At 34.3% G+C, this 21,152-nt stretch carries 30 protein-coding genes; 4 read left to right on the forward strand and 26 right to left on the reverse strand.

Annotated elements, in window-relative coordinates:
• Positions 1-8: 8 nt before the first annotated feature.
• From KH400_RS15955 to KH400_RS16025, 15 genes are all read right to left on the reverse strand, one after another.
• Positions 9-221, reverse strand: a complete 213-nt coding sequence (locus KH400_RS15955; RefSeq protein ID WP_217226283.1) for a hypothetical protein — start codon at positions 219-221, stop codon at positions 9-11.
• 328 nt (positions 222-549) lie between these two features.
• On the reverse strand, positions 550-1,077 hold the full coding sequence (locus KH400_RS15960) for a hypothetical protein (protein WP_217226284.1): 528 nt from the start codon (positions 1,075-1,077) through the stop codon (positions 550-552).
• 18 nt (positions 1,078-1,095) lie between these two features.
• Complete coding sequence (locus KH400_RS15965) at positions 1,096-1,572, reverse strand: hypothetical protein (RefSeq protein ID WP_217226285.1); 477 nt, start codon at positions 1,570-1,572, stop codon at positions 1,096-1,098.
• A 22-nt stretch (positions 1,573-1,594) separates the two neighbouring features.
• The gene (locus KH400_RS15970; RefSeq protein ID WP_217226287.1) at positions 1,595-2,773 is read right to left on the reverse strand and encodes a DUF1173 family protein; all 1,179 of its coding nucleotides are present in this window, start codon (positions 2,771-2,773) and stop codon (positions 1,595-1,597) included.
• Positions 2,774-2,931: 158 nt separating this feature from the next.
• Positions 2,932-3,129, reverse strand: coding sequence for a hypothetical protein (locus KH400_RS15975; RefSeq protein WP_217226289.1), 198 nt, complete (start codon positions 3,127-3,129; stop codon positions 2,932-2,934).
• 19 nt (positions 3,130-3,148) lie between these two features.
• The gene (locus tag KH400_RS15980) at positions 3,149-3,289 is read right to left on the reverse strand and encodes a Fur-regulated basic protein FbpA (protein ID WP_217226290.1); all 141 of its coding nucleotides are present in this window, start codon (positions 3,287-3,289) and stop codon (positions 3,149-3,151) included.
• Between the two features lie 29 nt (positions 3,290-3,318).
• Entirely contained in the window at positions 3,319-3,621 is a 303-nt protein-coding gene (locus KH400_RS15985; RefSeq protein ID WP_217226291.1) for a DUF2325 domain-containing protein, read from the reverse strand.
• Positions 3,622-3,718: 97 nt separating this feature from the next.
• Positions 3,719-4,327 carry a thermonuclease family protein gene (locus tag KH400_RS15990; RefSeq protein WP_217226292.1) on the reverse strand — a complete coding sequence of 203 codons (609 nt, stop codon included), beginning with the start codon at positions 4,325-4,327 and terminating at the stop codon, positions 3,719-3,721.
• 204 nt (positions 4,328-4,531) lie between these two features.
• Positions 4,532-5,200 (reverse strand): LuxR C-terminal-related transcriptional regulator, encoded by a 669-nt coding sequence (locus KH400_RS15995; protein WP_217226293.1) that lies wholly within the window; start codon positions 5,198-5,200, stop codon positions 4,532-4,534.
• A gap of 309 nt (positions 5,201-5,509) precedes the next feature.
• A complete protein-coding gene (locus KH400_RS16000) occupies positions 5,510-6,358 on the reverse strand; it encodes a hypothetical protein (RefSeq protein WP_217226295.1) in 849 nt (282 codons plus the stop codon).
• 225 nt (positions 6,359-6,583) lie between these two features.
• Positions 6,584-6,958, reverse strand: a complete 375-nt coding sequence (locus KH400_RS16005; protein WP_217226296.1) for a hypothetical protein — start codon at positions 6,956-6,958, stop codon at positions 6,584-6,586.
• A gap of 31 nt (positions 6,959-6,989) precedes the next feature.
• A complete protein-coding gene (locus KH400_RS16010) occupies positions 6,990-7,382 on the reverse strand; it encodes a DUF3895 domain-containing protein (RefSeq protein WP_217226297.1) in 393 nt (130 codons plus the stop codon).
• Complete coding sequence (locus KH400_RS16015) at positions 7,370-8,371, reverse strand: helix-turn-helix domain-containing protein (RefSeq protein WP_217226298.1); 1,002 nt, start codon at positions 8,369-8,371, stop codon at positions 7,370-7,372. The genes KH400_RS16010 and KH400_RS16015 overlap by 13 nt, the downstream gene beginning before the upstream one ends.
• Positions 8,368-8,757, reverse strand: coding sequence for a hypothetical protein (locus tag KH400_RS16020; RefSeq protein WP_217226300.1), 390 nt, complete (start codon positions 8,755-8,757; stop codon positions 8,368-8,370). Before KH400_RS16020 ends, KH400_RS16015 begins: the two co-directional genes overlap by 4 nt.
• Before the next feature lie 72 nt (positions 8,758-8,829).
• Positions 8,830-9,453, reverse strand: coding sequence for a metal-dependent hydrolase (locus KH400_RS16025; RefSeq protein WP_217226301.1), 624 nt, complete (start codon positions 9,451-9,453; stop codon positions 8,830-8,832).
• Between the two features lie 1,162 nt (positions 9,454-10,615).
• On the opposite strand from KH400_RS16025, the gene KH400_RS16030 reads away from it, so the two are divergent.
• Positions 10,616-11,812, forward strand: a complete 1,197-nt coding sequence (locus KH400_RS16030) for a tyrosine-type recombinase/integrase (protein ID WP_217226303.1) — start codon at positions 10,616-10,618, stop codon at positions 11,810-11,812.
• Between the two features lie 135 nt (positions 11,813-11,947).
• On the opposite strand, the gene KH400_RS16035 is transcribed toward KH400_RS16030, so the two are convergent.
• The 4 genes from KH400_RS16035 to KH400_RS27440 form a co-directional block, all read right to left on the reverse strand.
• Positions 11,948-13,237 (reverse strand): replication initiation protein, encoded by a 1,290-nt coding sequence (locus KH400_RS16035; protein WP_217226304.1) that lies wholly within the window; start codon positions 13,235-13,237, stop codon positions 11,948-11,950.
• 566 nt (positions 13,238-13,803) lie between these two features.
• Positions 13,804-14,127 (reverse strand): hypothetical protein, encoded by a 324-nt coding sequence (locus KH400_RS16040; protein WP_217226305.1) that lies wholly within the window; start codon positions 14,125-14,127, stop codon positions 13,804-13,806.
• A complete protein-coding gene (locus KH400_RS16045; RefSeq protein WP_217226307.1) occupies positions 14,081-14,227 on the reverse strand; it encodes a hypothetical protein in 147 nt (48 codons plus the stop codon). Before KH400_RS16045 ends, KH400_RS16040 begins: the two co-directional genes overlap by 47 nt.
• 793 nt (positions 14,228-15,020) lie before the next feature.
• Positions 15,021-15,209 (reverse strand): single-stranded DNA-binding protein, encoded by a 189-nt coding sequence (locus tag KH400_RS27440; protein ID WP_438821121.1) that lies wholly within the window; start codon positions 15,207-15,209, stop codon positions 15,021-15,023.
• A 725-nt stretch (positions 15,210-15,934) separates the two neighbouring features.
• Between KH400_RS27440 and KH400_RS16055 the strand changes: the two genes are divergently transcribed.
• The gene (locus KH400_RS16055; protein ID WP_217226308.1) at positions 15,935-16,120 is read left to right on the forward strand and encodes a hypothetical protein; all 186 of its coding nucleotides are present in this window, start codon (positions 15,935-15,937) and stop codon (positions 16,118-16,120) included.
• A 69-nt stretch (positions 16,121-16,189) separates the two neighbouring features.
• Here KH400_RS16055 and KH400_RS16060 read toward each other — a convergent pair whose 3' ends face one another.
• The 3 genes from KH400_RS16060 to KH400_RS16070 all read right to left on the reverse strand — a co-directional run bounded on the left by KH400_RS16060 (position 16,190) and on the right by KH400_RS16070 (position 17,352).
• Entirely contained in the window at positions 16,190-16,291 is a 102-nt protein-coding gene (locus KH400_RS16060) for a YjcZ family sporulation protein (protein WP_217226309.1), read from the reverse strand.
• Positions 16,292-16,460: 169 nt separating this feature from the next.
• Entirely contained in the window at positions 16,461-16,823 is a 363-nt protein-coding gene (locus KH400_RS16065) for a hypothetical protein (protein WP_217226310.1), read from the reverse strand.
• A gap of 364 nt (positions 16,824-17,187) precedes the next feature.
• Positions 17,188-17,352, reverse strand: a complete 165-nt coding sequence (locus tag KH400_RS16070) for a hypothetical protein (protein ID WP_217226312.1) — start codon at positions 17,350-17,352, stop codon at positions 17,188-17,190.
• Between the two features lie 297 nt (positions 17,353-17,649).
• Here KH400_RS16070 and KH400_RS16075 point away from each other — a divergent pair, with 297 nt between their 5' ends.
• Positions 17,650-18,270 carry a lysophospholipid acyltransferase family protein gene (locus tag KH400_RS16075; RefSeq protein ID WP_217226313.1) on the forward strand — a complete coding sequence of 207 codons (621 nt, stop codon included), beginning with the start codon at positions 17,650-17,652 and terminating at the stop codon, positions 18,268-18,270.
• Between the two features lie 70 nt (positions 18,271-18,340).
• Positions 18,341-19,006: a DUF421 domain-containing protein gene (locus KH400_RS16080; protein WP_217226314.1), complete on the forward strand. Its 666-nt coding sequence runs from the start codon at positions 18,341-18,343 to the stop codon at positions 19,004-19,006.
• A 220-nt stretch (positions 19,007-19,226) separates the two neighbouring features.
• Here KH400_RS16080 and KH400_RS16085 read toward each other — a convergent pair whose 3' ends face one another.
• The 4 genes from KH400_RS16085 to KH400_RS16100 all read right to left on the reverse strand — a co-directional run bounded on the left by KH400_RS16085 (position 19,227) and on the right by KH400_RS16100 (position 21,116).
• Entirely contained in the window at positions 19,227-19,499 is a 273-nt protein-coding gene (locus KH400_RS16085) for a hypothetical protein (protein ID WP_217226397.1), read from the reverse strand.
• Positions 19,500-19,688: 189 nt separating this feature from the next.
• On the reverse strand, positions 19,689-20,009 hold the full coding sequence (locus KH400_RS16090) for a hypothetical protein (protein WP_217226316.1): 321 nt from the start codon (positions 20,007-20,009) through the stop codon (positions 19,689-19,691).
• Positions 20,010-20,492: 483 nt separating this feature from the next.
• Positions 20,493-20,798 (reverse strand): hypothetical protein, encoded by a 306-nt coding sequence (locus KH400_RS16095; RefSeq protein WP_312889225.1) that lies wholly within the window; start codon positions 20,796-20,798, stop codon positions 20,493-20,495.
• A 78-nt stretch (positions 20,799-20,876) separates the two neighbouring features.
• Complete coding sequence (locus KH400_RS16100; protein WP_217226317.1) at positions 20,877-21,116, reverse strand: hypothetical protein; 240 nt, start codon at positions 21,114-21,116, stop codon at positions 20,877-20,879.
• Between the last annotated feature and the right edge of the window lie 36 nt (positions 21,117-21,152).

Raw genomic sequence — 21,152 nt, forward strand, 5'->3', positions numbered from 1 at the left:
CCAATATGTTAACTATGGAAATGTTCTTTCACCATTTGTTGAATATGGTCCAAAGGTTCTCCTCCGGTAATTAACTGCATTTCTTTCTCAACGGCTTTAACTTCATCAAGAACTTGCACATCTTCTATCGTTTCGAATTGAGAAGATAGCGTTTGATGCCTTCTTATGAGATATTCAAGCCGCTCCATAGCTTCATTATAAGAGCGTACTGGTAAATCCATCTTGCCCCTCCCCTAAACAGATTTCTAATTTTTTCACTCATATTTTTAGTGGTTAATGACAGTTCTCCGATGTTCATAACACGTCTTCATAACCGTATACTTTGATCAATCGGCTCTTTTTTCAGATGTACGGTTGTCAACGCCTCTCTTTGTATCTACGGTTTCAAGGTTAATAGATCCTCGCGATTGCTTAATTTCTCTAATATATTTAAGGACAAATTAATTCCGCTTTAACTCCTGTTTTACCTTTTAAGGGGCCGGGACTATAATTGTTTAGGTTTTCTGCTATTTCTCCCTTCTTAAAAATAATAATATTATTGAATCCACTTCAATGGTTATGGGCTTTAGCTCGCTTAAAGTTGTCAGAATGTATGCCCGTCATAATACCGATAGTAATACTAATACTTAGAAATCCAGCAATATACCACATAATCACGTATGTAAAATCAATTCCGTATAAGAAAGAGCCACCTACAACAATTTGTCTGAATATTAATCCGCATAAGTATAGCTCAACTAAAACAACTCCAATTATATTTACAAGGTTTTTCTCCATACCAAAGCTCAATTTTATTAATAGGTTTATGATGATGAGAGAAATAGTATTTACTGCCACTGATATAAAAAGTATACTGATGCCCTCACTATCTAATAGTTGCTGAATTATATAAGGAGAGAATAGAAATGAAAAAATGCCCTTATCTTCAGCAAGTTGGTCAAACCATCGATTTACCGCAAAGATGACTTGGAAAACGACTCCTATTAAACCGACCATAAAGAATGGAAAGAGGCAACCACCACCATTATTATTATCATCTGACGAGCCTAACCAGTATCCCAAAAAGAAATAAAACATAGGTTTCCTCCTTTATTACTATTGTCCTCCTGATATAAAATCCTTATGATTGTTGATCTCCAACTCAGACAGCTCAACACAACCTTCACATAAATCATCAATATTAATGTTTGTCGAGAACTCCGAGCATCTAATACAGTTAGATTTAACCGGTAAAACTTTCATTATCTTTAATTGGTCAATATCTAATTCTGTAAACCTACCATTCAAAGGATATTCTAAACTGCAAGTATGTCTAGTAACATTAACTATATCTACACCTTTTGATTTCCAGAATAAGATTGCAATTTGAATTTCATCTTTGCTTACTTGCTTAGGTAAGGATTTTAATTCATCGAAAGACATACAGTTAACAATAGAAACTTTAGCCCCAATCTTTTCCCATTCCTCTTTTATATAACTAAACATCATATTATAAAGGGATGAATCAACACGATCTTCTATATCATCTGATCTTCTCTCAGGCATGATTTTTTGAAAAATTGACTTTATCACATTATCTACTCCCTTTCGTATTCTATTTATTAAAAAGTGTTTCTATAGACTCTGCACCATCCCACTCTAAATATCTATAACCCCTCTTTTGATATACGTCAGCCTTTTGTTTCAATTTCTTTTGATAACCATCCTTGTTTTTCATTCCTGCTACTTCGATAATTGTTTGAGGATTTGTATCATACAAAACCATATCTGGACGTTCGTCTAAAAACATATTTGTCACATTACCAATCAACGGCTTTAAAAAATGTCGCCTTTTCTTCACTAAATACTGAATCATCGCTTCCTCGTAGGAAGACTCAACTGGTATTTTCGAATCTGATTCAGCTGGAACAAAAATGACCTTTTCTACTTTTAAGAAACGATCATCTTTATGCTCGTAATCTCTCCAGATAACCCAATACCCTTGTTTGACATGAATACGGCAAGAATCTAATGCTTCTTTGTACTTCCAATCGGGAACTCGTACATAGTCAATAAATTCTTCATGGTTATCGAGGTTAAACAGCGGAATCTTAACCAAGAAATTGTGACTTTCATCTCGATCAAATGTTGCCTCTTTACTCCCCCAGCCGATCAAAAGTTTTTGTCGATACCCTACGTTAAACCCTTGATTCGCAATAAATATCATCGATTTGAGTTGTTCTTTGTTCACCGTTGTTCGGCATGCCGATGCATACAAATATTTGACAACCTCTCGCCGATTACGAGGTCGATATTGATGGAATCTTTGCTGTTGAAGAAGAGTATAAAAAAGCGTATGTAAGCTAGAATTCCCAAAGGTGATGGATGATCCAGATTTTTGTCTCGATTTATTTGGATCAGAAGAAAGTCTAGATTTATTAGATGCTTTCTTTTTCTTAAAATTCATGCGGCACTCAATATTTTGCTCATCATCGATCTTAATCCCATGATGATGCGCAAGATTATGAAAACCATCAATTGCTAATGTACAAGTGAAATCGTGCTCTAACCCATTCTCTTGATTGTTAGGGTTATTTCGTAAAACATACTTTCCAGTTTTTGATTTCATCACGTGAAGCTTTGGGTTATTTTTCTTATATCGACCTCGACATAAACATTCAATGATAGCAGGTTGCTGACGATTAGAAGTATGCCATTGCTGATATAATTTTTTTATCTCATTTAGCTTACGACCACTTAACTCAATGACTTCATTGTCCACTCGAACTTCCATATAGATGCCCCCCTTTTGATGACTGCTTTACCAATAACGGTTAGACGGTTATACTATGTTATGTAAACAAGTGGTGTTTTTAGTGGGGAAATATACGAAATGGTGGTTTCTGCTCTCTACAGCCATAGATTAAAAGCAGGACCATCTACTCGTATATCTCAAATTGTATAATTGAAGTACCACAAACTTAGATTCGGCTTATCTTTTGGATCAAACTCTTCGACTGGCATCGAACGATATTCTTCTAACTCTTTATCCGTTAACTTATACGTGATAACTTTCCCAGGCTTTGTGAATTTCTCATTTGTAACCGTCTTAATTTCAGCATAATTTGGAATTAGTTTTAGGACTGACATTTACAACAACCTCCAATAATTATCCTGCTCTTTTCATTGCATCTACTAATAACGTTGTTAATTCATCGTTATCAAGCTCGTATAGCTGTCTACCTTCGCTATTCTTATAAACTTCCAATTCAATGAGTTGTTGAATCAATTGATCTTTGTCGTTCATCATTAACCCTCTAAAACATTTTCATCTTTTGGTTAAGCAGCCGAAAGATGTTGAAGAGCCGTTTGAATAGCACCCGTTGCACCCCGACCTTCTTGATAACAAATCTGTTTGCCAAATTTATTCGCCATCTCCTTTGCTACACCCATTGAAGAATGAGAACATGCACCCAACAGAATCACAACACAATCAGCTTTACGAATCATGTTTCGTAATTCCTTTTTGATTGGAGAAACTGCTTTACCGTCGTGGAATAATACATCGCAGCCGTTCTTCTTACCGATTTTTTGAAACGTTTGATACTGTGTTCCACCAATAATCGCAATTGTTTTGTTCATAGCAAAAAGCCTCCCTTTCCCTATTAAATAAACTTTAATAAATAGTTAACTAATTGAAATTATAGTCTGGAAAGGGAGAGCTGTCAATACGTCTAATTTATTTCCACAAACCTACTTGATTTTGTCTTGCTTCAATTTCTAAGGATTCAAATACGTGAGCATACGTGGTATTCGGTTCGATTGCCATCACCGTAGCTAAACCTTGTTCTACTAAAAGTGCATTCAGCATCACTAAGACACCATCTTCTTCGATATCAATCCATACATAGCCCAAGGTGCGTTCATACATATCTTCTAGATGCTCGGGGTTATATTCTACATACAAACTTCTGCTATGAATCATATTCTCGGTATAGTCCGTTGCTTCGATTGCAAACGGTTCAGGTTCTTCCTTCGTGTCATAATTCATTTCAGGTGTGTCTATACCTGTGAAACGAACTCTTCCATCTGAATTAAAAGCAGTTTCTTCACTGAGTGTTAAGGTATCCCCATCATTGATTAGACTTACCTCAACTTCTTTCATCGGAAGTTGAGGTTCAACGGGCCAAAATGAATAGCTTGAAGATTCGGCATCTTGATCCTTCACCTGTTCAGTTTGTTCTTCACTCTCACTTTCACCTGTTGCATGTTCAATAGGGTCAAACTCATTGGCACAACCAGTAATAAGACCGGTTGATAGTAATAATGGAATCATTGCTTTTCTCATTGTTAACACTCCTTATAGATTAAAGTTACATATTTCCTTGATACACAAAGACTAAAATAAGTAAGTATGGCTGACAGCCCCAACACCACTAACCCACCAAAGGTATAAGAGATAAATAATAAGTAAATGCCTGCCAAGACCAACATAATGTTGCTTATTGATGCTGTGAACAGACAGCAAAAGACACTAATGTGAGTATTCATGTTAAACCTCTCCCTCCATTTCAATTTGGACCCACCCTTTTTTTATGGCTGTAACTGCAGCGGTTGTACGGTCATTTACATTGATTTTTTTCATCAGATTGTTTACGTGATTTTTTACTGTGGAACTCGAAATGAGAAGTCTTTCCCCTATTTCTCTATTACTTAATCCGTGCACTAATAGCTCTAAGACTTGGTATTCTCGTTTCGAAAATTGTTTAGGGGGTTGAAAGTTTCTACTCTGCCCCCCATTCGATATACGAAGGTAATCATGTAGTAGAATATTTGTAGCCTTGTGGTGCATGTATGACTGACCATTCCGAACAACATTTATCGCATGTATAAATGTTTCGACATACACATCTTTCAGTAAAAATCCTAATACTCCATTTTTGACAAACTGCATTACCTCTTCATCCTCGGCAACACTTGATACAATAATCATTTTTGAAAGTGGTAATTCCTTCTTGATTAATTCAATGACCGTAAAAACATTCAGGTATTCACAGTCTCGATCTAATAAAATAATGGACGGTTCAAACTGTATAACTTTTTCCATGTTCCAACTACCAGCCGATAAAATATCAAACGTTCCTGTAATTGATAAGATTTTTTTCAAACCTTCTCTGAAAGATAAATGATCGTCGATGACTGCAATTTTTTCTTTTTTCATATATCAAAACTCCTTTATAACGACGCAAAAAACCCCACGCTAAAATAAACACACACTTGAGCTGTGTATTTATTAGCGTGGGGCGTCCCATTACTAATGAATTGATTTATTTTTTTAGAAGACGATTCGATGAATACCTTTAATTATATTAAATAACAAATTATAGTATATCATTTATAAATTATTCAATCAATTAACTCAGTGAACTGAAAGACCCTCTATTTTAATCACTTCTAATAAATATTACAGCTAGCATTCTTGCATCTCGATGTCATACTCGGTCCACTTATTTTAAAGGTTGAAAGACAATTATTGATTATCAGCATTTTTATTTAGTCTTCCTTTTTTAAGCAAATCATCTCCTCTAACACCTCTTTGATATCTTCTTTTAACAGTAGAGAAAGGTAGTCCTGCTTCTTTAGCCCATTGATTCATTGTTTTCTTTTCTCCGTTAATTTCGATAAGGAATTTGTGTTTATAGATTGTTCCTACTGGAGCTAACAAATTTTCTTCTGAGCACTCGGTATAAAGTCTTCTTTGGATCGTTTTATAAGGTAAGCCGCTTATTTCTGCCCATTCAGCTAGAGTTTTAGTTTCTCCTTTAATTGTTATATATCGACTTGTCCTTTTGTTTCTGGCTTGTTCAATATCAGTACTCCATTTACAGTTTTTCGGTTCGTAATTCCCGTCTACATTTATACGATCAATCGTTAAACCTTCTTTATAGCCATTCTCCTTGGCCCATTCTGCAAAAACCTCAAAATCTTTCCATTCATCACAAACTGTTATTCCTCTTCCACCATATCTATCATAATGTCCCAGGGTTTTATTCGTGCATCTTTGGAGCATTTGAGTCCAAATGTTATATAATCTAGTCCACCTCATTCCGTGGGTTTTATTTGCTTCTTCTATTTTTAGAAAGGCGCAGTTCTCGGGATAATAGCCATCTTCCTTGTCTTTTCTTACTAATTGTAAACCTTCTTTATAACCATTTTGCTTGGCCCAATTAACAAAAGCTACAGGGTCATCTTTCCACTCATCGCAGATCCATATTTCTCCCTTTTTATGATGATTACCCTTATTACTGCTATAGCACTTAACTCGCATCGATTTCCAAATTTTATATATTTTTGTTCTGCTTAATCCGTGTTTAAACATTATTAGCACCTCCCTATATCATTTATTCTAATTGGTTCTCAATTCTTAATCTTGGACACTTTGTTTAAGAAAGTTCCTCATCTTACTTATCACTTCCATTAATGAAATACTACGATATTAAATATATATCAAACATGATTTAAATGAGTGTCTTTAAATAGATTGTTCTGCTCAAAAGACAAACAGCAGCAACCACACATGACTACTCCTGTTATCAAAAAGAAATTATAATTTCATATATAGGGAAAAAGCGGCACCGCGGATCATACTCTCATTAATCGGATAGGCTTCGTCTATGACAATCGCGTGCCGTTCTTCTTCTTCAATAATACGCATAATATCATTATCTTTTTGAAGCTGTCGGGCAACATGTTTCGTAACGGTTATGAAATGAATCGTATTACTATCACAATCAATAATTACGATAAAAGCAATTTTCTTATCTTCTTGGTTGTCGGTGATCTGCACCGTTCCGACATCATCATAGTAATCATGATACTCAATGAACAGTTCCTGTTGTTCTTCTAGCTTTTGGATGTGGGGTATGATTGACTTTTCTACCTTATACCCATTAAGGTCAGTTATGTTTGAATTCGACATATGTACTACACCTTTCATTATTAATTTATAATTACTTTTTTATTTGGAATTTTGCATTTAAGATTATTTGAGGTCTTTCACTTGCGTTAGTGAGTGGCGTAAAGGTTCCATTTCCCACCTGATCGACATGGGTCATTTCAATCTCTTCAGCCAGAAATTCTAAATAAATCATCAACAAAGGATAAATACGTGGTGTTCCTTGCGAGAATGTATCACTCGGAGCACCATGTTTATTAATGAGATTTTCACAAATTTCTTTTGCGTTTAACCCCTTATTTATGCCATCAATGATTCGGTCATAATAAACAGGCCCAAAACTACGAACCATCTTAGGTAATTTGCTTGCTACATCATCTTTTTGTGATAAGTTTTCATCGTCTTTCGTATTGGGAGCAGGTTCCCCAAACAAACTTAATTGTTCCATCCATTAGATCCTCCTTGTTTCAAATGTTGTTGTGGATTTCCCAGCAACTTATGTGCAACAAACTCCTCTAAAGACATACCGAGATCCTTTGCTTCTTTTTTCAACCGTTCTTTTTTTTCAGATGGAATATACGTCTTAATGATTTCTAAGTCACTATCGATAAATAGTTCATCTGGTAATAGCGTGAGCTTCCCTTCAGTTAAGTGTTGCTGTATCAAAGCTACTTCCTCATGGTCAACGTTTGGATCAAGCGGTAGTAACGTCGGCTTAACTTTGACTTTAATTGCATGTTCCTCATGGATTATCTTCATATTTTTGGGGCCGACGGTTTTAATGAAGAAATCAAGTAAAGAATACACTGGTGAGTTTACGTGTGAAGGATTCGGAAATGTAAATGTGACATACCCTCTCTTTTGGTTCATTTTAACATGAGGCAACTCGATGAGAGGCTCATACCCTTTCTCTTTTAAATCATCCGTATGGATCTCTTCGTGTGATGTCGTCACAGCAATCCCTTCCCCATCTGAGAACTCCATAATTCTAGCAAAGTCATTTGTCTTGGTGTTCCTAAAAGGTTGAAACAGAAAGAATCCCGTTTTCCTTGAGTAAAAAGCACTTTTCTCCCTTTTTTTCTGGAGAAATGTAGATTTAAATAATTCAAAGTCCTCCTCACAAACAAAGTTACGCACTCGTCCACGATACTCTTTTTGGAATGATGGTAATCGACTATTATGGATATAGTTTAAAATGGTGTTGATGGACACACCTAGATTGTCCGCCATATCCTTCGTTGTCAGTCCAGGCTTCTCAAACTCTTGGCTAATTCGTTCCACTTCTTCAAATGAAAAGCGATAACCACCATGAATATGCTTGTGTTTTTTGTTATATGGGTGAAATTTCCCATTTTTAATATGATTATAAACAGCTGGTTCACTGATATTTAGCATGGATGCTACGTCTTTGATTGTGAAAAAGTCATTACTTTTCATGCTTGCTCACTCGCCTTCTCTAAATCTTTTATAAAATGACTAGGGTGATCCGTAAGCAACTTTCCACTTTTCGGTTTGTACTCTAATCTTTGTAGTAGAGATATAAATTTACTTCCTTTGACAGACTCAATTTCGATACCATTAAAACCTAAAGATGTGGCAATCGATTCAATCTCTTTCAATAGATTTAATCGAACAGAATCTAATCGTAGATGAAAAAGAAATACAACTAATTGCTGGTTCGGTCCAGACTTTAGTAAAAGATAACTATCTTCACCGTATATCCGCACGCTATTAACCGATTCTTCGACTCTTTTGATGTATGATTCCGATTTAAAAATCTCAATAATCGGCTTAATATCAGATTTTTTGATTTGAATAAACATAAAATCACTCAATTCTTAACGTATTTAAACAAACGTTTAATTAATGATTCTTCTATATTAGGTAAAATACGACTACAACTCCTTTTTATTAAACGGTTGAAATAAACGAACACCTTTTTTGTTGAACAACCGCATATCAGCTATTAAATGGGACAAATACCCGATAACCCCTGATAGCATAACACCTTGTAGACCTAATGATTTTTCTAACTCAAATACAATCCAACCAAAAGCAACTAACCCTAAAACTGAGTGCGTCAAACCTCTATGGGATAATTGAGATGCAATAGCGGTATATAGTCCAAAACCAAGTAACCACCATTCCTCTATAGTAAAGCCCGCAATTATAAAAGCTACCCCAGTAACAAATAACAGCACTTTTGGTGTAAGAACTATACGAGGTAGGATCAGCAATGAAAAACCAAGTGTACCACCTATCCATTGCTGATATCCAACGCCTTTCCAAAACGCATATCCCATGATTGCCAATCCAACCAACGTGAACAAGCTATAGATCAATGTTCGGTAAAAAGTAAGTTTGTTTCGAAGTTTTCCATTCGTATCTAAATCAGGTACTAATCCCGCTATAGCACTTGTTGCTACGATGGCTATCGTTTCATTTGAAGTGAAATCTCCTACTTGTGAAATAGCAACTCCACAAGCAGTACCAATGATTAAGTGACTACTCCCTCTCATTTTTTCCTCCCAAATCAATGCGAATAATGGTTGGTTTCTAGATTGATGTGTTAAACCCAACCATTTATATACTCTAAACTAATTTTCTCTCAGGACTCCTGAGAAACATCCACTTTTTGTCATTAAAGAGCATGTCCCTGCTTGAATTTGTTCCTTGAATCATTATACTCCTCGCAATCGATACATCTACCAGTGGCATTAAGTGTGGTTGTAAATTCTCCACATTCATCACACGACATATGAAAGGTGCTTGGTGCTAGCAACTGTATCAATTCATCAAGAGGAATCATTTCAAATCGGCAAGTCAGTTCTAATTTTCTATCTCGTGCTTGTACCTAACAATGTACAATGTATCTGTTTGATCAGATCCCCTACGAACTCCTATGCAAATTCTGTTTTTGTGACAATTATGTTTGGCAGGTAAATCCCCTCGTTGTTCAACCAGCTGTGTATGTATGAAGGCCGGGGTCTTATTCCAAAGATTTTTAATCAGATTAAAACGATAGATCAAATCATTTACCGTCTGGTTCATAAGCATTGGTGAATACCCTCCTTCAAGCGTTCCTTCCTTGGTTATTAAATCACATCATATGGAACCTTTTTAACGTTTTCAATGTGTAACAATTCAGTAACCACCGGGATCTCTGTATTTAACAAATAGATGGTTAACTCAAAATACTGCCATCGCAATTATAGCGATTGAACAACCTATAACATTTAGCCCTTTTCCGTGCATGATTTCCCATAATTGATTCATATTTTATATCTCATTTGCTTCTATTGTTGCTATGTAGGTTGTAGTTTTGGGCTGTGAACCAATACGACTTAGTCACCTCCATTATATTAGCATTAATATCAACAACAAAATGAATGTATATCATTCGTTTGTGCTTTTAGTTTAACATGTGTTAAAGTACATTTAAATATAATTTTACTAAAAAGGTATAAATTAATTAATTTAATTAAAAAGGTACAAAATTAGTTGTGATAAAAATACGATTTATATAAGTTATTTATAATATTATTTCATAGTAGAAAAATTAGCGGTTTTTCTTTCTTGATATAAATTAGATCATCACTAAGTACCTTTAAAATTATGTCTTCTTATATGGTAAAATTTTAATTATTATAAAGAAAACTCATTCTGTTAGGAGTGGTTAAATTGTCAATTGAAGAGAATAAGTTCATATCATTTATTCAACCGAATTTAAATGATATAACAAGTGACAGTCAGGTAATAGATGTATTAAATAAATTGAAACCAGTTCTTGTTACTAAACAACACATGAGTCAATTTGAAATGATTATGGTTGATAACGAACGATACGGTAGATCGAAGTTAGACTCCTTAACCGATTTAGAAGTCATTTATTGCTTTGTCCATCAAGATACACATATTGATGAAGAAGATAATCGATCACTCGATAGTAACAAGGAATATTTGAGAGATTTACTTCAGTTTTATATGCAGCTGCAAGTAAATAAAACGTTTATCCAGGAGGATGTCGTTGGATTTGAAGAGGGATCACTACTCAAAAACCTACACCCACGACATATCACTAGTTATCACAATTGGTTAAAAGAAGGTGTGAATGTTAGAGGAAAAGAAGGATACAGCAAAAGCACGAGACGTCGTAAGGTTGCGGTCATTAAAAGTTTTTTACGATGGTTATATGAGAATGATTATATTGAATTGCCGTTACATGGGGCTTTCAAAAGGGAGAAAAATAAGAGTGATGACTTTCCAAAACGTGATTTAAGCTATCAAGAAGTGCGGAGTCTCATCGATTACTATGATGACCATCCTATTAATAGTTGTTTGATTGTTTTATTAGCAACTACCGGTTTACGAATACGCGAAATTGCCAATGCTAAATTTAACGATCTCTATTACAACAGCTCAGTTGAAAGATTCTATCTACAGGTGATTGGAAAAGGGAATGTGCCAAGACGGGCGTATATCATGGGGGCAACACTAAAGAGAATCAAAGAATTTAGAGAATGTCGAGGGTTTAATGTAGAAATGAATCCTAGTGACGACTCTCCTTTACTACCCAATCGCCAAGGTAACTTCTATCATTTCAAATACTTGAGCAACTATGTTGTTAAAATCATAAAAGCAGCCGGTGAATCAGGTGATCCGCGGTTGGAATGGGTAAAGCATAAAGAAAAGCAAGTGAGTCCTCACTGGTTCCGACATTACTTTGTGACGACAAGTGAGAAGAAAGCGAAAAGCCTATCAGATGTACAGAAAACCGTTGGTCATAAGTCAAGATCAACAACGGAACGTTACATACAAAAGGATTATGATGATCGAAATAACGTTGGGTTGTTGTGGGATGAAGAGGACTATCTGTAGGTGTATAAAAAACATCTTGAAAAACAATACAATGCTAAAGATAATTTCTATTTATTTCAGATGTAGAAGTTATCGCAAAATGGTGAGAGTGTGAGAATCCCTAAAATAATTACGTCTTTGTTATTTTGGGGATTCTTATACCTCATCAAACACTTCATTGTATACCTCTCGGAAAATTTCTCTACCAGTAGCATCATGTATATCTTCAAAGTTGATAGTATTTAAACAATCCATATTTATTTCTGATTGTAATGTTTTATATAAATAAGGTTTTAATTGCTTTCTTATTTGTATATTTTTCCCTTCATATGTCAGCCTATTCGCTTGAACTAACATACTATAGAAGTTGTTTAACCCTTTAATAAATTCATTTATTTCGCTTATGACAACTTCTACAGGTTTATTTTCATTTATGTTTTCATTAATTATATTTTTATCTGTATCACTTTCAATAACTTTTCTCTGTTCAAGATCCGATTTACGATCATCTACACCGACGTAATCATCAATGATAGCAGAGTAAACATAGCCGCTTATATTATCAATGTCATTTTTACTTTTAGTAGTTAGGACATAATTTATGTTTCGCTTAATTCTCTTTTCGGAGTATTGTTCCACCATTTTCTTTGCAGTACTAGGTTTTAAACCAAAACGAATAAGTAAAGCATAAGCATCTTTATTTAATTTTTCATCGTTAAGAACTTCTTCTATGATTTGCGAGTTCTTTTTAATATAGAAAGTAATACTAGTGACTTTATTCCCTGTTCGCTTCTCTTCAAAATCGAATGCAATATCGGTTTTTTCTTTTAATTCATCTTGAGCTTTTTTAATAACTTTATTTTTTAAATGACCATAAAGTTTATATTTATCGGGAGCTATTAATAAATAGTATTTTAATTCTTCAATTGTAAAGGTACGCTTTTTTAAATTTTCATATTGCTTAAGAAGTTCATATATCTTAAAGGAATACTCACTTCTTAACTGCAAGACATTTCTTAATTTAAATGGGGTATAATTTTCTTTTAATTGTAGGAGAAAAGGAGCCATTTTTCTAGAAAATTCTAGCTCAACCATACCCTTTTTATCAAAGTATTCGGATGATGCTAGCCATTTCATTTCTAATGTAGAGTGCTCTGTTTTAATCGTAATTTCTTTATTCCTCAAACCTTTAATAACTTTACTTACCTTTGAATAAAAATTTTTCTCCTTAATACCTAACATATCAGCAAGGTCTTTAACACGAATTCGATGAATTTGAAAGTCTTCATCTTCAGGTTGTATTAAAGATGCTAGTGTATAAATAATTCTTCTTTCTTGTATTGTTAGGTTATTAGGAGTTTGTAATAAAGTATTGTGTTGATTTACCCAATATTCGGGTGAAACTGTTGAAGTATTTTCTAGTAATGAAAGCTGTTGATAGCCCACGGTTTATTCCCCTTTATTCCGACAAATATATGTATAAATTTAATATAAACCATGTTATAAGTGATTTCCACTCCCTCTTTGGTGATACTTTTAAAATGATAAATTCTTAGTAAGCGGTTAGAAATCTTTCAAAAAAATTATCTATGGATGCTTAAAATTTTAATAGATAGCGTAATAATGCTAACTATCACTAAAAGGGGAGTTTTTAAGTTTCATTTATTTTTAATTAAAAGATATCACTATTAGAGGAGTTTAATCATTTGTTTTACATATATATTTAACGTTTAACATAATTAATTTAATGTTTTAGGTTCGATTTTAAGCTGATGTAGCAAGTGTTCCAGCGATTTTCTATCACCACTAAGGGAGTAAACTATCACTACTAGAGGAGTATTATTATCACCACTAAGGGAGTAAACTATCACTATTGAAGGAGTATTCCTATCACTACAAGAGGAGTGTTATTTAAACTATCACCACTAAAGGAGTAAAAAATACTCCTTTAGTGGTGATAGTTTAAAAGGATATTTATAATAAAATCAAATGTACGCCTTGATCAAAGTTACTTATTTAAAGAAATGTTTAGGCAAATGCTCATTACAATACTTGAGCTTAATGCCATTTCCCTTCAATAGATCAACTTCTGTTTGACTTAATTCAGTCTTACATACCATACAAACATCGGACTTATTCTGTGATTTGCTGTGCTCTTTATTCGATTGACGGTGTGTAGAATTAACAGAAGATGATGTCTTGCCAAGATCTACCCAACCCATCTGAAAGTGATCACACGCATCACGTAAGGCATCTTGAGCCGCAGCACGAATCGCATATTTTAGGTTCTTAATCTTCCCCTCTGGAAACCGTAAACGTCGCAAAGCCAATTCCATCGCGTTCCGTCTCCATTGTCTTTAACGTACCAGTGACTTGCACTTCATTCTCACGTTCATAAATCATTAGATCGCCTTTCAACGACCAAGACCAATACATCCCTGCAACATTCTCGAGGCGTTCCTCGTAGGCTTGTGCAGGGATGTATTAGCTGTTAGGGTTGTTGTTGCGTGATTTGACTGTTCCTAGCGGGAAAGGGTGTCGTAGCTTTTTCATGATAGATCGATATAATTCTAGTTTTTGGTTATCCATATATAAATCAACTCGCTATATTTCAGATCAGAATCGTACTATGGCAATACAAGTTACTTAAATTAAAAAATCCACATTAGCTTTACAGCTTTGTCCCTTACACTTTCTTTTCTATTTCATATATTAATATAGTCACATTAGAAAGGAGGGCGGAAAATTATGGGCCAATCTCTCTACCACACAGCTTGTAAATATGTAGGTAGACCTGTGGAAATTAGGGATTGTTATGGCAAATGCTATCGGGGTACTCTGAAATATGTCACGCCACACGGGGTCTATCTTAGTACAGGATCTGACGGGATATTCTTCCCATTTTTCGCTATTGTTTCTTTAGTGCTGTTAACTTCGTTGTTCTTTTTTTAAGTAACAAATCACTTTTATAATTTTAACAGTTATAAAAAACACTAATGGTATATAAACGTAGCAACATCATTTTTTCAGAAAGGGCTAAGGTACTATATTTGGTAGACATTCAGAAGGGAATGCTGCCCCTTCTGAATGTTATATATACAATTTTAACGACACTCTAATAATTTTGTTTACTTATCTTCTTGATCTTTTATCAATAAGTCAGCTCATTTAGCCTATGAATCATAAATGATAAGAACTACGCTTGTTATGGGAATTTGACTACTGCACATTATGGGTCAATTTTATGATTGAGCCTGTGTCCAAACTTAATTTGTTCTGCATGTAATTCAATAAATGTTTGGTTGTTACCCTGATGATCTTTTCCATTTCGTAACCGAAGTTTCCCATCAATGAGCACTTCTTGTCCCTTTTCTAAATTTTTGGCGCACCGTTCCCCATACGCTCGCCAGACGAGCACTGGGATAAAGTCAGCATTATCCCCTCTCTTTGTTTGATAATCACGGTCTGAAGCGACAGATGGTAACTTGTGACTCAGTATAATGTAATACTGGCTCAGCTACCAATCGTCCTGAAAGGGTCACGCGGTTAATGTCTGCAATTAAGTACCTCCCCTACTATAAATGTAAGTGGCCCCCTTAATAAAATCTTATGTAAATATCCATCAGAAATCGCTTCAATAATAGGAGCAACCACTAAAGAGATATATCTTATACTCAGTTTGCTCATATCAATTAAATCTTCAGGGGCAGGTTTGTGAAAACACGGTAATAAGCTACTAAATAACCAGCTGAAGTTATGGATAAGAAGATCGTAAGTTATCCAGAAAACGACATAATGGTGGCGTGAAACATGGAAAGAGGCATGGCTATTATTAAAGGGGTTATTAATAAAATTTTAAATAACAATATTAACACTTTCTAACTTCTAATTTTGACTACTAATTATTGATTAAACAGTTTCAACGCCTCCCTTAAAAAATGCTGTGCTTAACTAACCGAAGAGAAAAAGTGAAATCATTTGCAATATCAAAGCGGTTACTAATGATTGATTCGTCAACATGAAATGTAAGCGCATTAGTACGGATGTGGTGGTAGTTCTAACTAGAAATTAAGTTATTATATTAAAATCCAAAGTTTTCTGTTAAAATGAGTAAAAAGACCCAATTACTAGGAAGTGATTTTATTGAAGGTAAAAGTATTGAAAGTAATCTCGTGTGAAAATGAAAGCTCTGGTTTTAATTTTTTAATAAATGAGCGCTTTATCTTTAATGAAACTTGGATTTGTCCGTCCTGTAAAACAGATAATATTCAATTGATCGGTCACATTAAATCAAATGTGGAGGTGTTAGAGGTAGAACTGTATGAATAAAAAGCCATAAAACTTTAGAAGCAAGGATCATAGACCCCTGCTTACCTAATAAATAATGCTTTTATCATTCTAGTATCCAACGAAAGCGGCACCGACAATAATCAGTAAAATAAAGAGAACAACGATTAATGCGAAACCTCCTCCATAACCGTGTCCACCTGTATAACTCATTTGAATGCCTCCCTTCCCATTAGATACGGTATCATATGTTGAAATAGGTAACTTGATCGGGCGCTTGCTTTAAAAATAGTATGAAAATCTTAAGCTGAGTTTTTGGTTTACTGATAGACTAATACATACTTTAAGTGCCCCAAATGAGAGGGGCACTGTGCTTGATGTATCATGCTTTTGAAATGTTTCCCTTATTAGTTATTTCCTCTAATAGTTTTCGTATTTCTTGTAATTCATTAATGGCCAATTGAGTGAAATCACGACTGTCAACTTCCATATCCTCATCTACAGACTTTCCACTATCATTGATTATTTCACTAGTCCTTGGTAAGCTTTCTGTTTGTACATCACTAGGAACGAGGTCTAACTGAGGACTCTCTTCATTTTCGGATTCATGGATAAGATCCATGTTATCTTTATGTCCTTCCTTTTCTTTCGTTTCTTGTTCATTCATTCTGTAACTATAAGGATAATTATAAAAACCATAATCATATTGGGGCATCTGAGATGTCATTGGATAATAATAATACATTCGTACCCTCTCCTCCTTTAAATAACTAAAGTCAAGTTCAGTCTATGTGTTATTTTGATGCCCGCAACGGCAAGCGCCCAGTTTTCATGAAACAGGAGTTTTATATTTCATGACAAAGAAAACCAGATTAAAGGAAGTAATCGTAGTTCCCTAAATCGAGTCTAATTATAGTAGCTTGCTGGTTTTGACTATTACCCTAACCAGATTTATCTATAGGTAGGAGGTATAACCCAGGTTGGCAACTTATATATCGTAAAGATGATAGAGATCAGTAAAAAGTTAAGTACATATGATTTTTTTATTTTCAAACTCCCCTTTATGTTATCTAGCTTTAGTTATTTATATTTTTCGATATTATTTGTCGTTAGAATCCCCACAGCCTCTTCGTATCAAGTGGTACATAAACTTCATCGCCATGAACTTGACGGTGAAGAAGGGGTTTTTCAAACAACTTACTCATCTCCTCTAAATTAAAATGGTCCCCTTTTTTTCTAATTACTGTAGGAACAATTAACTTTTCGTAATTCATACACATTCTCCTTACATTTAAAGATTCATCAGTTACAAAATACAATATTTGTAAAATAAATGCGAATTATTCACGTGTTTATAAGGTTTGAAATTAAAATCTTTTGGAAATCCTAAAGCGGGTGAACATAACCACTAAGTTCATCGCTCATATTTAAAAAATCAACCGATATGTTTGCAGTGCCTCCTCTATGGCATAACAGTACACCTATTGATTACCAATTTTTTTACTATAAAATCCCCTTCAGACAGGTAACACAACAAATCAACTCACAAGAGTAAATAAGGTGAAATAAACATGATCTATAACTTTTTTCAATTCATTGCAAAAGTAATCATTTATTTTAAATTTAAGTTGGAGGTATACGGTATTGAGAATATTCCTAGAGAAGGCCCTGTTATTATTGCAGCCAACCATACAAGCAATTATGATCCCATTTTGTTAATCGGGCTCTCATCAAGGAAAATCCACTTTTTGGCAAAACAGGAACTATTTAAATACAGACTTTTACGATGGTTCTTTAACCAAATGAATGTTATTCCAGTTAACCGTCAAAGTGGTATGGTCATTCGCCCGGTTCGTCACTCTTTACATCTGATTAGGAATGGTAATGTTTATGGAATATTCCCAGAGGGGACACGGTGTAAAAATGGTAAGAGAGTAAAACCTAAAAAAGGGGTTGGCTTCTTTACATACAATACTGAAGCTCCTATTTTACCAATAGCAATTACTGAGGTCGGAAGAGGTTTTCGACAGCCAGTTAAAGTCATTATCGGACCGCTAGCGGATGTTAGAGAATTCAATACTACTGATTATCTTAAAATTTCCGAACATATCATGGGAAGAATTTATAGGTTGGATAAAGTCTATTTAGAAGAAAAGAACAAAACACAATTTCAAACAGAACCGAAAATATAAAGGTATATTTTTACAAAGGTTATCCCTAAAAAAATTAGTATTGAGCTATTGTGTAAGAGAGGTAGTATTCATGGTCATGGAAACGATAAAATTATCCGGTTTATTTATACTGGTTTTTACTATTATGCGTCTACTAGGTAAAACTTTATTATCACAGTGGACTGCCTATGATCTAGTCACAATAATTTTTTTATCATACGCAGCATTAGGGGCCGTAAACATTCAAGGGTTCCTTCATGCAGTCATATGTATTACAATCATTGGCGGATTTTATATGTTGTTATCTAGAGTAAGTTTAAATGAGCAATTACGTCATTTCATCATAGGCCATCCCACTATTTTAATAAAAGATGGGGAGATCATACAAAAAAATTTAAAACAACTTCGTTATTCTTTAACGGAATTATTATCTACAGTTCGATCAGCGGGTTACCCAGATATTCAAGGTATCCAGTATGCTATTTTAGAACCAAATGGAGAAATAAGTGTACTCCCTAAAAATAATTTACGGCCTTTAACACCAAAGGATTTAAACCTAGATATTGAACACTCAGACTTTCCTATAACTGTTATTGAAGATGGAAATATTAAGCATGAAAATCTTATTTTTATTAATAAAACAGAAGAGTGGTTAAAAAGGGAATTAGAACAAAATGAGTATTATGATATTCGATCAATTTTTTACGCCTACGTTAAGTATAAGAAAAAATCGTTAATCATTTTTCCTTATAATTAATTTTTTGTGTGTAATAAAATGGTACCTCTATTACGGACATAACAGTGAAATTTTTAATGGCATTCTTATGCTGTCCAATTTAGTACATAAAACATTTCCTATTTCCACAAACATTTGTAAAACCTAATAACTAGTTATGCTAGCTAACTTCCTGCTTTGAAAAATAAAGACAGGGTTACATTACCCTGTCCTGCATCTAAGAGTTATTTATCCGCCTACATTAAAACATTTCATTTACTTCCCAAGATTCAACAATCTCGTGAGCTGTTTTGGTATTATAACCTCTGCCCATTAAATAACTTATTGCAGCAACTTCTCTCATGGCATGTACATATGAAGTCACTTGGGCTTCCTTTAGCCCGTATTGAACGATTGGTTCTACCGTAGACAAAGTGTGATGTTTTAATTGATAAGTTTCGGGGGAAAAGTAAAATGGTTGACTGGGAAAAGAGGTTGGGGTTCGGTTTACGTCAGTCAAATAACGGTGATCCATAAATTTAGCTCCTTTTAGTTAATACACTTTAGCATATGTTGTATTCACTAAACGGTTAGCTGTCTTTGGGTAAATTTTATTAAATATATTACTTTTCTGTTATAGTGGATCACTGCTGTTAATGTTTGAGGTTGTATGCCCACTGCGAAACCGTCTCCGTAGAGTAACTGTTTCGCCTAATAAAATCTATTATACAACTATTTCTTCAGATACAAAATAAATTTTCCATTCATTATCTATTGTTCTCTCTAATATGATTTCACCTTTAAATTTTATTTCTTGGCCGTCCTTTTCTGTATATTTTAACCTATATTCTACAATCGAATAATAGGAGCTAATAGCTTTAACATGTAATCTTACTGAATTTATAGTTCCAATTTGATCTATATTCTGTCTAATGTACTCCTTGCTACCATACGTCACTAATATGAAATAATCGTTTAAAACACTTATATAGGTCTCTGGATCTTGTTCATTTATTGCAGTAACCATCGTATGGATGACAGACATTATCTCTAATTCCTCTGGATTATTATTAAAGCCCGATAAGCATAATATACATGTTAAAAGAACGACTAAAAGAACTTCTTTATCATTTGAATCACCCTCTCAGGTGATTAGATTAAACAGTTAAAAACGAATTATTCTTAGAGCTTTTTATTTAAAAATATTCATAAACATTGCCTTTTTAATGAGGAAACACCTGATTTATTTACTTTAACAGCTTTAATAACCTTCAGGAAGTACATTTATTTTAGATATCTGCATATAATAGGATCGTTCTTTATTTATTTAACTTGGGATACCGGTCTCCTTTCCAACTCACCTCCCGGTTCCCAAGTTTCTGAAAATATTTCATTATTTCCTTTGTCTCCCCTTCTCCAGACAAAATTTTTATACTGTTAAGGTTGGCTTAATTAACTAATTTACAAACTTGTTCGGCCTTCATATTTGTGTCTATGCGGTTCCATACCATCAATCGAGGTAACTCCTCTAATTCGTGGTAATGTCCCCCGCCTGGAACAAAAGTTGCTGGTCTTGTATCACCCCGAATAACTTGTTTATGACCATTATCAAACGTCGTAAAGGTATTAAAGTGATGGGTGTGCTGAATACCGATCGGGAGGGTTCAGTTGTTGCAGCATAGCGGTGATCATGACCAACATCAAATGACGTAACCGCTTTAAGCTCATGAGTGTGAAGGGACTTGCCATCCCAAATCGTAATATAAAGGTGATGTGAATGGAGAGAACCTTCACCATCAGAGAAGATTAATCCAGTGATCGGTATATGACTCATTTAGTACCATCCTTTTTCTACTTTTCGTATATCCTACGCAACGAGCATACAAAAGAGTGGTTTTCGGCATCAAAAATATCACTTTTTATAAATCTTATAACCTGTTACCACACCTATCAGAATTAATAAAAAAGCAAATAGGTTGATCACAGTGAAATTAACTGTATAGTCACTTGGGGAATAGCTTCCTGCCATCGCAGCCTGAAAAGCAACCCGTCCCATTATAGGAAATACTTCATTCAAAATATTTGTTATTAACAATATAAAAATTCCTATAACAGCTATTAGATTACAAAAGAAAAAAAGAATTTTGTTCATCTTAACCTCCTCCTACCATTTTTATTGCCCTAAAAT

This window comes from Desertibacillus haloalkaliphilus (assembly GCF_019039105.1).
Classification (GTDB): domain Bacteria; phylum Bacillota; class Bacilli; order Bacillales; family KJ1-10-99; genus Desertibacillus; species Desertibacillus haloalkaliphilus.